This is a genomic window from Geobacillus sp. LYN3 (assembly GCF_003064505.1).
GTDB lineage: Bacteria > Bacillota > Bacilli > Bacillales > Anoxybacillaceae > Parageobacillus_B > Parageobacillus_B toebii.
The window spans coordinates 2,170,211-2,187,078 of the sequence record NZ_QCWL01000001.1; the positions used below are offsets into that span (position 1 = coordinate 2,170,211).

The window sequence follows — 16,868 nt, forward strand, 5'->3', positions numbered from 1 at the left end:
CTCCTTTCTTCACTTTATCGTTTCTGGCAGCTTTTGTTGCTCTAACGACTGCTCGAGCAGTTTCGTTTCTACTTGTAAATCAAACACATCATTCGAAAGTATCTCCAATAACCGCCGCTCCGCTGAAGCGGCTACTTCATCAAGAAGCCGTTCCGTCTTCCATAACGCCTCTTTCATCTCTTGATTGCGTACAGGCTGATTGATTAAATAAACATATTTTTCGATCATCGTCACCGCCATTGGCAGTTCGTTTAAGAAAAACGATTGGGCAAGACGAAATTGATGTGGATGTTGTTCCACCGCGCGAATCATTTTATCGACAGCCGTACATATTCGCGAAATTTTTTGCCACATGACAAGGGAGCGAACGCGGAAACGAGCGATGCGCATTTGTTTCCATTTTTTCCGCGCCTCATGAAGCTGTGAGTGAATATACACTTTCTCTTCTTTTAAAAGCCCTCCCGGCGTAATTTTTCCATCCCTCTTTTTCATCACGAACGATGTAGCAAGCATTGCTCCCATTCCGGATAAAAAGGAAGGAAAAAAGCGAAAATCAGTGAGAAAAAACGTTGTTACCGCCACTATAACACCTACATTCCAAGAAACAAACCAGCGCCATAACGTTCTAAGCAACTGTTTCATCGTCCATCCCTTTCTCCTGATCTATTTACTTTCATTATAGCATGTCCATTTTCTTTCATACGTGTCAATTGCCGATTTTGTTTCATTTATCTAACTGGTAATCGTTAGAGTTCATATGGAAAATTTGTGACGCTGTCATGGATCTATCACCTCTTCGCGCATAGGACAACATAACGGACGAATATGCTGTAACAAAAAGCATATACAAAGGAGCTGGGCCGCATGAAACATATTGATTGGCAAATGGTATATTTTGTCGGTGCCACGTTATTAAAAGAATATTGGTGCTATATCGGGCTGCCGCGCGTTTACTATTGGAGCATCAACGATTATGAGGATAATAATAAAGCAGCATAAAAATGAAAGGAGAATCATGATGCAAGAATGGTATATGCCGATTCAAAGAAGCAAGCCAGCCGTGAAAACGATCACGGTCACCGGACAAGGGACCATCATTACGAAACCCGATACGGTCATCATTACACTCGGAGTACGAACAGAACATAAAAACGTACACGAAGCGCTCGCAGAAAACGCAAAACGAGCGAATGCCATGATTCACGCGCTGAAAGCAATTGGAGTGAGGGAAGAAAATATCGATACTGCTTCCTTTTCGATTTATCCGAAATATGATTACTCTAACGGAAATGCCGCTTTAATCGGCTATGAAGTAGAGCATATTTTCGACATTACCGTCAAAGATCCAAAATCCGTCGGCAACATTTACGATACCGCTGTCCAAAACGGCGCAAACATTGCCCGCCACATTCAATTCCGCCTCGCTAATGAACAACCGTACTACCAGCAAGCACTTTCTCTTGCCGTAAAAAACGCGAAAGAAAAAGCCATCGTGATTGCCCGCACTCTCGGTCTTCCATTGCACGACATACCGATCCAAGTAACAGAAGAAAGCGTCGCTCCATCGATTCCGCGCACTCCTTCCTCCATCGCAACGCTAGCCGCCTCAAAAGCAGTCACGCCGATTCAGACGCAAGATATTATCATCACCGCTACAGTGCAGGCCGTATTCCCATATTAGACAAAAAGATCCTTCCACTTCGTGAAGGATCTCCATCATTCTCTCGTCAAATCCACTTCATGTACTCGTGAACCGCCAAATAAAGCAACTTTTTTTGTTTGTTTTTCACGTTTTTCCCCGTCCTTTTTTACGCTAGTAATCGTATATGTCCCAGGCAAATACGGACCGACCTTTTTCACCAATGGATCTTTTGTCGGTTTTCCTTTTACTTCCTTGCCATTAATGATAATTTTATCATCCGGCTCATTCAAACGAATGTTAAAAAAGTACAAGGTCGGTTCAAAAACGTAGCGATCTCCATATACTTTAATGGTAAAAATAGGAGGTTTTGACGTCAGCCCTTTTATATATACGTGCTTCATTTTCTGCTGTTTCTCAAAGTCCTTCTCTAACTTTTCATACGCGTTCGGATGATCCTTTAAATAGGCGAATAAAGGCTGAAGCGTCGTTTCATTGACGGAAAGCGACTCATCAGGAATACGGATATACTTTTTCAAATCGGCGATATCTTCGTCTTTTAAAGCTTGTTCCAACCGCATAATCGCCACTTCTCTCTCCGCAGTATTTTTGAGGGCTCCATATCCTTTTAAAATCAGCCCTCCAATGCCCCATACCGCCATGACAGCGAGAGCGATGCGCCAAATGAGGCGATAATATTTTTTTCGCCGCTTTTGCATAAAAAGACGCGCTTGTTTTCTCTGTTCATAGCGCGCTAACATCGCTGTGCCGCTTCCCTCGGTTCTTGTTTCTGTACGATTTGACCCCCTTATCGTTTCATCGAGAGACACCTGTTGTTTCACTGTGCTTCCCCTCTCCTGTCTTTATTTCTAGTTCATCTTTATGCCAGAATCAGGGAATCTATGTTACGAAAACAACCAGTATGCCCTAGTGTTTATTATTATAAAACGTGTACAAAACCGCATGCCAATGTTTTGCACTTGGCGATGCGGTTGGTTTCCAGCCTTCATTCTTTAGTTGCGCACAAACAAGGCGCTTGCACCTGTCACCTTCATTGGTTTTGAACATTATGTTAATGCTTTGTGTGTTTGCCGTTTTTCAAGCAATTGAAACATAATCATATATAAGGCCGCACTTATGAAAGAAAGCATACTTAACAAGAAAAACGTCCATTCATACCCGAGCCATATCGTTGCCGTGATCGAAAGCGGGGCAATCGCCCGTCCGATCGTCCAGCGCAAGCTCGCAGCCGCAAAATACTGCCCGCGCATCTCCTCCGGAGCAAGCTTGGAAATAAACGTTTGCTGGATTCCTACTGTCATCAGCTCCCCAAACGTAAACAATCCCATCACCAAAATAAGTCCCCAAATCGATGTCGTTTGTCCAAACAAAAAAATCGCAATTCCATAAACAATGGACGACCCAACAAACGCCGTCCGTTCATGATAACGTTCCATCCATTTCGTTACCCACACGGTAAACAGCACAACAAGCAAGCCGTTTTCGGAAATAAGAAGGCCAAATGCTTTCTCTCCAGTAAGCGTAAACGACCAATCACCGAAGGAAAATAACGTTTGCCTCTCCACCGTATCTTTTGTATACACAGGAATCAGTAAATCCAGCTGCATAACCGTCTGTGCGACAAGAATACCTGCAATGATAAACAATAGAAATATTCGGTCGCGCACAATCACGCTGTACTGACGGACTTGCTGCCACAAAAACTCATACCATTTCCCGTGCACCAGCTCTCCGTTTTCACGCGCGGGCACAGTCTCACGAAGCCATTTTGTCAATACCGCAGCGAGAAACAGAAACAAAAATGCCGTAGCAAGCAATAACTCAAAAAGATAATGTTCATAAAACACCCCGCCAATAATCGGTCCGACCACAACAGCAACATTGATGGACATATAAAACACGGCAAAGACGCTGCTGCGATGTTCTTCCGGCACCACATCGGCAACCATCGCCTGGCTTGCGGGCCAGTAAAACGCCCCGCAAATTCCGGCGATCGTAAAGCAAAGATACCCCACGAACGGCGAAGTAAACCACGGAGAACTAGCAAGCGCAAAAAAGAAAAACGCTGCCCCTTGACCATAGGCAGACAACACCATCATCCGCTTGCGTCCGAATACATCCGCGCAATATCCGCCCATCAAACTAGCGATCACGGAAAAAATTTGCGAAACAATCAATAATAGTCCTGCTTTATCCTTTCCAAATGACTCAGTAAAATATATCGCCATAAACGGAAAAAACATCCAAAATGCGATATGGACGAGCGCCTCGCCAAATAAGCGCACCTTTAAATTCCAATCCCAGTCGCGTATTCTCATGTTGACCCCCACTCATTCTTTCTGTCTTGTAAGATAACTAGTGAAAAACAGATGATACATCTTCTGCCAATTATATCATTAATGCTTGTCTTTCATCCTTTCATATAACATATTTTTTCTATTTTGAATAATAGTAAAGCTCTACTTCATGTTGGATAAATCACAAATGACCAATTCGTGTTATGGCATGTATTTCATTTTTACTTTCCCCTACGTTCAAATAATACTCTAAAAAGACAAAAAACTATGTTCAAATAAAGCGAATAAAAAATACACCACAAATGTCTATTTTATCTTTATATCCCTATCCCACTACGTTCAAATAAAACCTGTTTGGCTTGTTCTTTCTCGTATATGCTTTATATCCCACTACGTTCAGATAAAACGGAGTCCGTTGGCCTTTTGCAATATTTTCTCCAGCTTTATATCCCACTACGTTCAGATAAAACAAAAACGGATTTATGCCTCGAGGCAATAACAACTACTTTATATCCCACTACGTTCAGATAAAACGTATTACAAATAAGTACTCTACTGTTGATGTCCTCTTTATATCCCACTACGTTCAGATAAAACATAAAAACCGCCGCTATATCGTGACAGAAATAAACGACTTTATATCCCACTACGTTCAGATAAAACGCGATTTGCTGCTGATTGGGTTGATGAGTCCGAGGTAGCTTTATATCCCACTACGTTCAGATAAAACTTGGCCAACCATGAATTTTCTCCAACCTTTATTAAATGCTTTATATCCCACTACGTTCAGATAAAACAATTAGCCAACTCCCCAAGCTCCACCATCAGCGCACTTTATATCCCACTACGTTCAGATAAAACGAAAACGCCGATTTTAAAGAGTTTAGGCATATCCATACTTTATATCCCACTACGTTCAGATAAAACGCAACCCATCACAAAACTCCTCTAATGCCTTCTCGCTTTATATCCCACTACGTTCAGATAAAACGTGTCATTTCGGATATTGAATTCTATGCAGTCGGAGACACTTTATATCCCACTACGTTCAGATAAAACTCTTCGTCACTAATCTCAATTACTTCACCATCGAACTTTATATCCCACTACGTTCAGATAAAACGTGCAGAAACGACTAAAAGAAATGGGTTTCACAGTCCTTTATATCCCACTACGTTCAGATAAAACTCGTTCGTGGGTAGAAAAGGATCCTTCAACACGTCTTTATATCCCACTACGTTCAGATAAAACGTGTCATTTCGGATATTGAATTCTATGCAGTCGGAGACACTTTATATCCCACTACGTTCAGATAAAACGGATTACCGAGTATGCAAAGAGAAACCGAAAGACCTTTATATCCCACTACGTTCAGATAAAACGAAAGTGTTTTCTCTCGTCGAAGTCTTTCATTTTCTGATCTTTATATCCCACTACGTTCAGATAAAACGCAATTGTACAGAAGTTGATTCGAAGAATTTATATTCACTTTATATCCCACTACGTTCAGATAAAACAGGTTGGAAGGTAGTACAGTGAAGCCTTTGTGAATGGCTTTATATCCCACTACGTTCAGATAAAACATGCAGCGATCATTCGGTGTGACAACGTATACAAACTTTATATCCCACTACGTTCAGATAAAACGTGGAATATATGGCGCCAGGCACACAATTGTGGCATCGTCTTTATATCCCACTACGTTCAGATAAAACTTATAGTCGGTGCGAAGAACATAGCAAAGATAACATTCTTTATATCCCACTACGTTCAGATAAAACTTCGGAAGTGCGTTGCCGTTTTAAAACAAAAAAGGCTTTATATCCCACTACGTTCAGATAAAACAGGTGAAGACGAAAGAATCAGTGTTAAATGATGCGTCTTTATATCCCACTACGTTCAGATAAAACGTTGGCCAACTCTAATTCTCCGTCATAACCGTTGTCTTTATATCCCACTACGTTCAGATAAAACGGTGTTCCCTGTTACCTCGGTGTTGGCATATGAATCTTTATATCCCACTACGTTCAGATAAAACAAGATTGTTCAAGTGCCGTATATCAGCGATGAAGAGACTTTATATCCCACTACGTTCAGATAAAACTTTTCTTCTGAATCAGTCCAGCAAACTCCATGCCGACTTTATATCCCACTACGTTCAGATAAAACTCGATAAACAGTTTATTTACGATTCCTATGCTTGTCGCAACTTTATATCCCACTACGTTCAGATAAAACGTGACTTACGGCGCAGTTTTGTGGCTATTCTTCTTCTTTATATCCCACTACGTTCAGATAAAACTCACTCTATCGCCTGCTAATGCAATGACGGATGCTACTTTATATCCCACTACGTTCAGATAAAACTTTTTCTCGTCGTCCTTACGGCTGAATTCGATCACGTCTTTATATCCCACTACGTTCAGATAAAACGCACAGTTAGCGCCGCTGCCGATTGGAAGCTACACTCTTTATATCCCACTACGTTCAGATAAAACGCGGATAGCACCTACCAAGCGGCCTGTGTCAATCAACTTTATATCCCACTACGTTCAGATAAAACCAAGCGTTTGTGTTAGGCGGAGATGACCAAGAAATCTTTATATCCCACTACGTTCAGATAAAACAACAATTCGTTCAAATTGTGCAAAAGACCGTTGCCGCCTTTATATCCCACTACGTTCAGATAAAACTTGAATTTGATGACGGAAAGGTGATGTATAGTGCCGTGCTTTATATCCCACTACGTTCAGATAAAACATATTAAAATCCTTTGTCAGTAAGTTTTTTACCAACAACTTTATATCCCACTACGTTCAGATAAAACAAGCCATATGCCGACTTAATCGAAGGGGTAACGGCTTTATATCCCACTACGTTCAGATAAAACGTTCCTTTCGCTGACAAGAAAAAATGGACACTTGTCTTTATATCCCACTACGTTCAGATAAAACAGTTATCAGCGCTATTACGATTATCGGTATACCATCTTTATATCCCACTACGTTCAGATAAAACAATTAAACGCAATTGGGGAATTGACGGATAAGAACTTTATATCCCACTACGTTCAGATAAAACGACACTTTCCCTTCTTGGAGCAAATGCAGTATGTAGCTTTATATCCCACTACGTTCAGATAAAACGAGGATACCCATTGCCTTACCTCCTTTCATAAAATCCTTTATATCCCACTACGTTCAGATAAAACCCTATTTTCAAACAACGACAAAATATTGATGTATCAATGTTTTTCTTCAAACATTGATCACACCAGTACATTAGGTTTTGCAGTAAAGCGGCAGTTGTGTTTTTGATCTAGTAAAAAAATAAGTGATTTCTGTTGATATATCAAGCATTTTCCAGTATTAGATCAAAACGGAGGTTTACTGCATCCTGAGAGCTACTCTACACTTTCAGGCTTTGCTATTAAATGAATAGTTCATCAAAATTCCGTTCCTGTCCAAAAACCTGCTTCTTTATATTTTTGGGGTTAGGCACTTGATAAAGATAAATCGAATCTTCTTCTTTATTTATGATTAATTCTAGCTCATACATACATTTCATTAATAAGCTTTTCGAAATCTCGCCTTCAAACACACTATTCTGTGTCCACGTTAAATATTCCTTTAACTTCTTACACACTTAAGTTATCCACTTGATGAACCGGAAGAGATCTTTTTGTCTCGTTTTCATCCAAAAAATAGATCGTATTGTCTTTTCGTTTTAATCTCCCATTCGAAAAAATATAGTGATCTCGCAGCATTATTCATCACCTTCTAACGCATAGCAAAATTCATAATAAGCGCATTTCGGACAATACGTTAGTTTCTTTAACGGCGGAGGCGAATGCAGTTGTAAAACCCGATATATTTCCCCAATTGCTTTTTCTATCTCTTTTTCATCCTTCTCCGTTAAGATAACTTCTTCCGTTTTTCGCTCTTTTGTGTAGCTAATTAATCCCTTTTTGATGATTCCACGCTTTTTTAACTCATATAAGTAATACAACATTTGAAAACGGTCAGCATCTGCCATTTTGCTTGAAATCTTGATTTCTCGAATATATTCTCCATCTAACGCATCCAGTTTAAATGTGCTATCTACTAAAATTTCCCGTTCGTCTAAACGTGGGTAAGCGCGTTCGTGAAGAATTTTCCCTTCTACTACGCGGTCATGCTCCTCTTCCAACGCAATCCCTTTAGAAAATAGCCATAATTTTCGTTTGCATACTTTGTAATAGTGCATTTGCACACCACTTACCATAAACCCAGCTCCTTTAGTAAAAGGTAGACATCGGGGTATCTAATAAAATTCCTTTTCCCTTCGATGTTTCTCGTTGGAAATCGTATTCGACATCAATGATGTATATATGTTCAAACGGTTTTGGCAGCCGCTCTGATACGTATTTTTCTGCAATAAAACGTTGAACGCTTACCGTTTTCTTTTCTATTTCCATTCGCAGCCGAAGCCGCTCCTTCACATCACGGCAAGCGGCATACGCTTCTAACAAATCAATCATCCCATCATATATTCGTCGAGGAACGACTTGAATATTTTGAATATCCCGCAATTTCCTTTGTGCTTCTTTCTTGTTCATTCCATACGGATCTAGGTTATCAAACATATATAAGGCATCCTCAAATTCTTGTAAAAACGCTGTTCCGATTAACCGTTTCCGCTCGTACAATTGCTTTACCATTTCTACTTTGGTGCGTTCATCCAGAATGTGCCCGTCGTACGGCTGCAATAGCTTTATGCTTTCATTTATGAGATGTTCGTTATATACTCGCGGCACACCGGAAATGTTTTCGGTAAAAATATGCACATTACATCGTTCCTCGTCTAATATACGTTTACGATAACAGCGCCCTAGCCGCTGAAATAAACTATCTAAGGTAGACATTTCGGTAAATAAATAATCAAAGTCAATATCAATACTTGCTTCTACAAGTTGTGTCGTAATCCAAATTCCGTTTATTTTCTTATCATTAAATTCTTTTATTTTCCGTTCCAACAACTGCCGATCCTCTTGGGTAAATTGTGAATGAAGCAAATAAATAGGGATATTTTGTTCATGTTCCGATAAGCTCTGATACAACTCGATAGCACGGCGTACCGTGTTGACAATGACAAGCACTTGCGATGTTTGCGCCTTGCGGACGATATCCTCCAACCCTTCTGTTATCTCTTTTGCGTGCAGTTGAATGCGATGACGGTGTTTGCTTGTATCGATAAATTCGCCAAATACGCTATGTTCCTCATTAATGATGTTTCTTTTCTTTAATTCATCGAGATATAATGTTGGCAACGTAGCGGTCATGATCATAAATTTACCGCCGACGTTATGAATCATTTCCAATGCTTTAATAAGCATGGCAGCGATTTTCGGATCATATGCTTGAATTTCATCAATCACGATTTTAGAGTTCGCCATTGTCGCTAACTCTTTTTCAAACCCGCGATAATAAAACGGAAATTTCAGAATTTGATCAATCGTTGTCATCAGCAGCTTCGTTGACAGCTGTTGGGATTGTTGTTTTATTGCTTCCCAATTTTCTTCTCCTTTTTCTGCCAAATAATGACCACTCGTCGAATGTAATAATCCGACCGCATCGTATCCCATTTTGTCCCGAATTCTTTCATAAATGGCGTTAATGCTTACCCGAAGCGGCAAGGTGAAAAACGCTTTATCATCGCCAATCCATAACAAAGCTGCTTCCGTTTTTCCCATCCCCGTTTGTGCAACAACAACGACATTTTTGTCTTGATTGGCTTCGGTAAATTGCTGCAAAGCGTTTTTGCGAAATCCTTGCTGATTCATATAGTTGCGCACACTTGCACCAATGGACTGATCGATATCGATTTCTACTGGAAGATGCGCGGATGCTGCATGGTCTATACGATGAAGAAGCCCTTTTAACAATACGTAGTTCCAAAACTGATCGCCGTCATGAATGGTGTACCGTTTTAACAGGCGATCCACAAATCGAAATGATAGTTTCTCGGCAAGCGGCAATTTCATATGCTCGGAAATCGCGTTTCGCTGATTCTTCATATCCGTCTCAAGAATATGGCGAATCATCTCCTTATCAGGAGGCTTATCCCGCTCATGATGGTAACCGACCGCATGAATGAGCAGGCGGCTTTCTTCTTTCGTCAAATCAAGCCGTGAAAACGGAATCAATCCGACAGACAAATAGTTATGTGGCACATCTGCATCGCAGTCGGTTTCAAGCATCTCCTCACGAATCGCACGGCGTATTTTATTTTGAAATACGGTGTTTGCTTTGCCAACGTCGTGATATTCCACCGCAAGCCGGAGCAATTCCCACATTCTTTCATCCATGCGAACAAATTTGTGCCCATAACTGTTCTTTAATAACCACAAATTATCAAGGAGACGATCCGTGTGTTCACGGATCGTCTCTTTTGTTTCCGATTTCGCATAAAACGTCATCGCCTTCTCCCCCTACACGTGGTAAAACACTAGTTCTCCATCTTCATCCACCATTGCTCCTTCCGGTGCGGTCGTTCCTTTTAACACATAGCCGACATGAACCGTTTCCCATTGGCGAATGCCATTGACAATTTCATATTTCCAATTTACCTCGTAAGGAATATATCTAATTTCTTCATCCAACAAATGTTTCGGAATATAAGCGTTGTATCGCAGCTCCTTCTCCTCATCGAGTTCTTGAACATGAACAAGCTTATATTCGTCTATTCGGACTAAATCTTCCCATCGCCCTAAACTGTAATGACCGCTGCCGGTTTCGATCGCCTGAATGATGTTTTCCAGAACTTCATCTTTCGCCTCGACATGAATCAACAGCTCCACCCGATATAAAAGGTGAGTGTACATTGGCATCGTTGTTATTTCATTTTTACCATAAGAAAAATCAACATCTCGCACCCCGTCTAAAATCAGCGGAAAACTTTCCATTTCTTTTTTCTTGAAGAAATAGTATCTTTGATAGTCTAACAACTTTGCTTCATACTGTCCTTGGATACTGAGGCGCATCGGAATAAATTCATCAGCGCGAACCAGTGCATGCAGCATTCCTTTTACTGTTGAGTAAGGGGGTAATGGATACGTCTCTGCTACTTTTGAAGCAAACGGCTTTTTATAACAAGCTGTCTCTTGAAACAATTTCATCCGCAATGCTTTCATCGTTATACACCGTAATATGCTTGAATTTGTTCAGAAATGTATTGGAAAAACTGTTCAACCGAACCGACTTTATCGGCAAACCAATCAGCAAACTCCCCTTCATTCGCAAAAATGCCCCGTAAGAACCCGATGCGCGTTTGTTCACCGACAGTTTGTCCTGCAAAAGTTTGCTCCATTGTTTCTACAATTGGTTGGGATTGAATTTCCCAACCTTGCGAAGAGGAAGAAAGAAGAATTTTCCCAAGGAAAAATGGATTCGCAACATCATAAACTCCACCGATAATAAACAACGGCGCTAAATTTTCACGACGACCACGAATGTTGCGGTTTAATATTTTGACAATATCAAGCAGCTGTTGCACGCGTGTTGCTTTTTCCGCATTGGAAAGTTCAATGTCGCCGTCAACACCGACGCGATTTAAATCAATTGTTAATGTATAAGTGTAAAAACTTTGATGCTGTTCAATGTTGGCAAGGTTGGCATCCTGCCCTATGCGGCTTGCTAGCCCCATATTGTTCAAAAATTCTAAATCACTTTTGTACGGTTCGAGTGAAATAGCATGGCTTAATCTAACAACAGCCGCACGTTTTTGTGAATTTTTATCTGTTTTTAAATAGCCGAATAAATCCATTTCTACGGAGTCTTTGATTGTTACGTCTTTTTTAAACTGCACTACCCCGCTTGCCTTATCGACCGTATTTAAATTCCAGTCGAATAGCTCATTTCCTAAACGAACAATATCGTAGCGCAAGCTTTGCCGTGACGCATATGTATACACTTCTCCATTGCCGCGGTGAAATTTTTTTAATTCAGAAATATTGGCAATTCCTTCTCCATAGTTTAATGAACCCGCTTGAAATACTACTGTCATCGTTAATGATTTTGTCATGATACGACATCCTCCTGTTCTTCTTGTAATCCACTAGATAACAATCCAGCAATAAAGGCATTGGCTACTGTTGCAAAGTCCAAGTCACGTTCATGCAATGCATTCAAGAAAATAGGAGATATCGGCTTTTCCGCTGACATGTGCAGCCGGAACAATGTATCCATAAAACTTTTTTGATTTCCTGCTTTTGCCGCATTTAATAGACGGTACGCAATCGCATTCACCTTTTTATTCGAACTAGCGGAATATTGTTCCGATGTCTTTGATGCGGCTGCTTGTTCGAGCGCTTTGCGAATTTCCTGCCCGCTTCGAAATACCGCATATACGCGTTTATCCGTACTTGACATATCTTTCACTCCTTTTTTCAATTGCAGGATTCGATTCCGCTCACGAACTGTGATATAAGGACCGATGTGCGAATTGCCTTTTTCGATGCAATAACGCAAGTATGAATAAATAACAATGGCAGGGTCTTCCCCACGAAGCACATACTGGACAAAATGCTCGCGATATTCATAAGGTTGAATATAATCGAGTTTCCCCTTACAGTTTTTAAAATAGTATGCTAAATACATCGGCAAGTGGTAGTAATGCAAATGTGTTTTTTTACTATCGTAGTCAGAGGAAAACTCTAAAAAAAATAAGTGATCTGCCACGTACTCTGCTTCTTTTGTGATGCCTTGTACTAGTTTGCTAACAATACGATCAAACGGTTCTTTCTGTTGTTTTAACTGTTTGAAATGATTGTTTTTCTGTAATATTTCTGAAAAGGCAGCATCGGATTGGACAAATCCCGCATACGTACGATATTCCCCCTGTTCATTAACCCCTTCTTTTTTCAAATAAATAGCTGCACCAGCTGGAGCAAAAAATAATACTAGTTTTGCCAAAGAAGAAATTGGTTTAGGCTGATGATCTTCCAAATTCCAGTTAAAATTAAACGCATTGTTTTTTGCTACCCCGATTGGAGCAAATACCATTTCTTCAAAGTTGTAAAAAGCGAGACGGTCGTGCAAAAGCAAGCATTTGGTTATGGTATTCTTCACATAATCTTGAATATCTTCTAATGTTTTGTTTTTCCACGCTCTTTTCAATACTTTAAATGGCTGATAATCTTTATGCTTGTCTAAAAACGCGATAATCTCCTCTGAAGATTTGGCATCCGCTAATATGTGCTCAAATTGTAAGTCGTACTGTGCAGGTGCAATATAATCTTTTTGGAATTCTTGAATATGCCCTTGTAAATCCAAGCTGTTTTTCGAGACGTTCAGGAAAGAAACTTGTCCAAAAAACGCCTTTAATATCGCCGCTTTAAAATAGTTAAGGGTCAGTTTCTCGTTAATTTTTGGTTCATACAGTGCCGTTTCGAACGTATGGGCACATGTCGCTAGCAGTTCAAAATTTTCCGGCTTTTTTACTTGTTTTAAAGCTTCTAAAGCATTGGCTAGAGGTGGATGCGAAAAATATTTGAGCACTTTTTTTCCTGTATCTGTTATCGTTTTTTTGATGGCTGATAACGCATATGAAAACTGTGCCTCTTTTTCCGCCTGCTTCATATAAAGCTGCAATTTTTCGCTATCCCGCTTTGCCACGCTGTATTCATCCATTAAATATAAAAAATAGGCTTTTGGCAATTGTGACAGCACGTCTACATCCAGTTCCAATCCCCACGGTCGGATAGAAATGCTGCGTCGGTATTGCTGGTCAATAATTTCGTTTTTCAGTCCATATTCAAATACACGATAAAGCCCGACAAGCCCCATTGTTATCATCCATTCTCCCATACGGAGTTGTACTTTCATCCCCTCACCTCCTCGATTTCTAATTGCCCGAATCCTTGATTTCGCCGTTTGGACAATCCAAGCTGGTACAATAGCTGTAAATCTCCTGGATGCCCTGTGATCGCAAATAACCCATGATAAGCGGTGAAATATAAATATTCATCATTCCCGTGTGTGGCGGCAAACTCATGATTGGATTCCTTTACTACAACTTTTTTAAAATATATAGGCTTAATAGAGAGAGGAGCATATAGCCCTTTGCCGCGATATTGCGATAAAATCATGTCCGCTACGTAGTTGACATGCCCTTCATAGCTTGCATCATCAGGAGCAATCGGATTTCCTTTTTCATCCTCGATGAGTATTGGTGAAAGAGTACGAAAAACAACAGACGGACTCGTCACTTGCTTCTCTTTGACAACCGCAATTTTCTTTTTCACAAAATGATAATCTTTATAAGAAAAAGCCTGGTTTTTTTGCAAGCCATTGTATAAATTCAATAAAAACTCATGGTCAGGGGAACTGACAGTTAACGTAATGCCATCTAATTCGATTTCATGATTTATGATGTGAAAGTTTTTTAAATATGTAGAAAATACAAAAGGCTTTGTCCGTTGCCCCCTCTGATACAGACGATGATAATATTCTTCATCAGATGTTCGTAATGCTTCTTTGATAATGGACACCATTGCCATTCGATAATGAATAGGAATTTTATCAGTTTCAAAGGAACAAGAAATTCTCATAAGACACCTCCTTTTTTACTACCCTCCCCCTCATTTTAGACTATAAATTTAGAAAATTTTGTCGTATATTGTCAAATCTTCATGACAATTTTTCGAACATTGTCTTAAACTCATTATATTTGCTTTAATTTTGTAGTATACTGAACCTCTGCACGACTAAAGTCGGCAGGTTCTTGTGTACTAAAGAGCTTCGTCTATACCTTCGTATAGACACTCACTCTCATTCCACAAGACTTTCATGGGCAAACACCTCAATGGTGCTTAGCGCCCTGTGCGCCCGGTTCAAGACGCTTTTCATCATTTAAATTCCCATACTGCTTAATAATTTATTACCACTATTTTTTAAACGTTCTACTTCTTTATCATGCAGTCGCTTAAATCTTTCCCATGTCGCAAAACATTTTTCTCTATCGATTTCTTTTAAGTGATCTTTCGCATTCATGATGAGGAACGCACTATATAAATCTCGTTGAATTTTACAGCCATTCATATCGTTCCATCGTTCGGATAACCTCTTTTTTACATATTCACCCGTGATATGATTATATTGGCTGGCTTTCGCAGAGAATGTATCTATTTTTTTGAGCGTTTTTCCGTCATACCGTAATTTTCTGTCTAATATGGCTAAAAACATGCTTGGAGCTTTATTCGCTATACTTTTACCAAATCGTTTCTTTCTATTATACCTTCCTGTTTTCTCATTCATCGTTGTTTCTTTCGCTCTTGCTTGCAATGCTTTATAATTCATTGTTTCCACTTTAATATCATTGCCTAACGATAATATCCAATTTGCCAGCTTATTATGATCTTGCTTGCGTTTTTCCGCTAACTTCCTTTGCAGTTCCGCTAATTGATTTTTTGTTTTGATATCATTTTTGCTCCACACCCACTTTTCTTTGTTTCCTCGCTGGATGGTTCCATCTTCGTTGTACTTATTTGGATTATTTGCTCTCCGCTGCCGGTCTAGTTTTCGCTGCAGCCGCCTTTTTTCCGGATGGATGTCATCCACACTTGGAGCGAGTTCCAACAATTTTACTTCGTTCGGAGCGCAAATGGCGATCGTTTGCGTGCCAATGTCAATGCCGACCACTCCTTCACCACGGGGATGCTTGGCTTTGCCGGTTTGCCGATTGATTTTTTGCGGCGGAACCCCTTCCAAAATGAGTTGGGCATAATACTTTACTTTCCCCCGAATCCGTTTACGTACAATGCGGCAATACTTGATTCGGTCTTGCAAGGCGAGATGGGCATACACATCATTTGGTTGGATGATGACAGGGATCATCAGCCCATTCCAATGGATGGCATGGCTTTTGAAGCGAATCCCTGCGGAATTCGATTTTCCCTCTAACGAACCCATTTCGCCGAACCGTTTAAAATACACCCGTTTGGCAGCGCCAAACAAGAACCTTTCTACCGCTTTCCACGCTCTGGTGGCGATTTTTTGCGCCGTATGCGCGTCCATGTGTTTGCGGAAGTGGCGCTGCATTGGCTGAACGAAAGCGTGCATCGCATATTCGGAGAGTCCGTACTCGGTTCGCAGGTCGGAAAGTTGGCGATTTTTTTCTTTGGAGGGCTTCTGTTGAGCAAGGTCTTGATAGCGGGAATCATGTTGGAGTTTTTTGTACCGCTTCAAACATTCCTCTAAACAGGCGTTATACAAACAGCGGCCGATTTCAAACCGCTTTTCGAGGATATGTTTTTGCCATGATTCTGTCTGGAGCCGCAACGTCAATACATAGCTTGGTGTTTTCGCTCCCGCCAATGCAACCCACCTCCTTTACACATGTTTTTGATTTTCAATGTATTTCCTAACGGTTTCTTCTGAAACACATCCAACTGTACAGCAAAAATAGCCGCGAGTCCAAAGGGAAGGCAGTCGACTTTTCAAGGGCGGATATTTTTCACGAAAAATACGACTGCTTCGACCTTTCAATTTCTGGATTAACGCATGAATATGAATTCTTGGATCATAAGGAAATAAACCAATGAACATGGTCAGGCATGATTTCTAACGATTGGATTTCAACATCCTTTTCTTTCACCACTTGATAAAAAATTTTTCTTAAATCTTTTTCCATCTCACCGACTAACACTTTTCGTCTGTATTTTGGGTAGAAAATCACATGATATGGATGAAGATAAACCATTCCTTCTTTATGTAATATTGATCATAGAGATTTAATAAATCACCCCTATCTAATATCATGATAACCAAACATTAGATAGGTTACAATTATAATAATAAAGAATATTCTAATAATTTTATTATTCAGCCACTTCATCCCGATGACTAAAGTCACGGGCTTTCGTAGCAGTTATT

Annotated in this window: 15 protein-coding genes and 1 CRISPR repeat array; of the genes, 2 read left to right on the forward strand and 13 right to left on the reverse strand. The window is 40.2% G+C overall.

The genetic code is table 11. The annotated features are described in order from the left end of the window. Positions 1–9: 9 nt before the first annotated feature. The gene (locus DCC82_RS11280) at positions 10–642 is read right to left on the reverse strand and encodes a 5-bromo-4-chloroindolyl phosphate hydrolysis family protein (RefSeq protein ID WP_015864159.1); all 633 of its coding nucleotides are present in this window, start codon (positions 640–642) and stop codon (positions 10–12) included. 222 nt (positions 643–864) lie between these two features. Here DCC82_RS11280 and DCC82_RS18590 point away from each other — a divergent pair, with 222 nt between their 5' ends. Further along, positions 865–999 carry a hypothetical protein gene (locus tag DCC82_RS18590; protein ID WP_015864160.1) on the forward strand — a complete coding sequence of 45 codons (135 nt, stop codon included), beginning with the start codon at positions 865–867 and terminating at the stop codon, positions 997–999. 19 nt (positions 1,000–1,018) lie between these two features. Continuing rightward, the gene (locus DCC82_RS11285; RefSeq protein ID WP_015864161.1) at positions 1,019–1,681 is read left to right on the forward strand and encodes an SIMPL domain-containing protein; all 663 of its coding nucleotides are present in this window, start codon (positions 1,019–1,021) and stop codon (positions 1,679–1,681) included. A 35-nt stretch (positions 1,682–1,716) separates the two neighbouring features. Here the strand turns inward: DCC82_RS11285 and DCC82_RS11290 are convergent, their stop codons facing one another. The 12 genes from DCC82_RS11290 to tnpA (DCC82_RS18235) all read right to left on the reverse strand — a co-directional run bounded on the left by DCC82_RS11290 (position 1,717) and on the right by tnpA (DCC82_RS18235) (position 16,695). Continuing rightward, positions 1,717–2,481, reverse strand: coding sequence for a TcaA second domain-containing protein (locus tag DCC82_RS11290; RefSeq protein WP_062677968.1), 765 nt, complete (start codon positions 2,479–2,481; stop codon positions 1,717–1,719). A 225-nt stretch (positions 2,482–2,706) separates the two neighbouring features. Further along, positions 2,707–3,978 (reverse strand): MDR family MFS transporter, encoded by a 1,272-nt coding sequence (locus DCC82_RS11300; RefSeq protein WP_108430369.1) that lies wholly within the window; start codon positions 3,976–3,978, stop codon positions 2,707–2,709. Between the two features lie 300 nt (positions 3,979–4,278). Further along, a CRISPR array of direct repeats spans positions 4,279–7,168; the repeat unit is 29 nt; unit sequence CTTTATATCCCACTACGTTCAGATAAAAC. A 218-nt stretch (positions 7,169–7,386) separates the two neighbouring features. Further along, entirely contained in the window at positions 7,387–7,602 is a 216-nt protein-coding gene (gene cas2 / locus DCC82_RS11305) for a CRISPR-associated endonuclease Cas2 (protein WP_015864166.1), read from the reverse strand. Between the two features lie 120 nt (positions 7,603–7,722). Further along, positions 7,723–8,220 carry a CRISPR-associated protein Cas4 gene (cas4, locus tag DCC82_RS11315; RefSeq protein ID WP_089097792.1) on the reverse strand — a complete coding sequence of 166 codons (498 nt, stop codon included), beginning with the start codon at positions 8,218–8,220 and terminating at the stop codon, positions 7,723–7,725. A 13-nt stretch (positions 8,221–8,233) separates the two neighbouring features. Further along, on the reverse strand, positions 8,234–10,414 hold the full coding sequence (locus tag DCC82_RS11320) for a CRISPR-associated helicase/endonuclease Cas3 (protein ID WP_108430370.1): 2,181 nt from the start codon (positions 10,412–10,414) through the stop codon (positions 8,234–8,236). 12 nt (positions 10,415–10,426) lie between these two features. Then, the gene (gene cas5b, locus DCC82_RS11325; RefSeq protein ID WP_015864169.1) at positions 10,427–11,128 is read right to left on the reverse strand and encodes a type I-B CRISPR-associated protein Cas5b; all 702 of its coding nucleotides are present in this window, start codon (positions 11,126–11,128) and stop codon (positions 10,427–10,429) included. Between the two features lie 2 nt (positions 11,129–11,130). After that, on the reverse strand, positions 11,131–12,018 hold the full coding sequence (gene cas7i, locus DCC82_RS11330; protein WP_108430371.1) for a type I-B CRISPR-associated protein Cas7/Cst2/DevR: 888 nt from the start codon (positions 12,016–12,018) through the stop codon (positions 11,131–11,133). Continuing rightward, entirely contained in the window at positions 12,015–13,820 is a 1,806-nt protein-coding gene (locus DCC82_RS11335; RefSeq protein ID WP_015864171.1) for a CRISPR-associated protein Cst1, read from the reverse strand. The genes cas7i and DCC82_RS11335 overlap by 4 nt, the downstream gene beginning before the upstream one ends. Then, the gene (gene cas6, locus DCC82_RS11340; protein ID WP_108430372.1) at positions 13,817–14,545 is read right to left on the reverse strand and encodes a CRISPR-associated endoribonuclease Cas6; all 729 of its coding nucleotides are present in this window, start codon (positions 14,543–14,545) and stop codon (positions 13,817–13,819) included. Before cas6 ends, DCC82_RS11335 begins: the two co-directional genes overlap by 4 nt. Before the next feature lie 301 nt (positions 14,546–14,846). After that, complete coding sequence (locus DCC82_RS11345; protein ID WP_108430373.1) at positions 14,847–16,310, reverse strand: RNA-guided endonuclease TnpB family protein; 1,464 nt, start codon at positions 16,308–16,310, stop codon at positions 14,847–14,849. A gap of 15 nt (positions 16,311–16,325) precedes the next feature. Continuing rightward, the gene (gene tnpA, locus DCC82_RS18740; protein WP_205729486.1) at positions 16,326–16,541 is read right to left on the reverse strand and encodes an IS200/IS605 family transposase; all 216 of its coding nucleotides are present in this window, start codon (positions 16,539–16,541) and stop codon (positions 16,326–16,328) included. Continuing rightward, positions 16,516–16,695, reverse strand: coding sequence for an IS200/IS605 family transposase (gene tnpA, locus DCC82_RS18235; protein ID WP_233252989.1), 180 nt, complete (start codon positions 16,693–16,695; stop codon positions 16,516–16,518). Before tnpA (DCC82_RS18235) ends, tnpA (DCC82_RS18740) begins: the two co-directional genes overlap by 26 nt. Between the last annotated feature and the right edge of the window lie 173 nt (positions 16,696–16,868).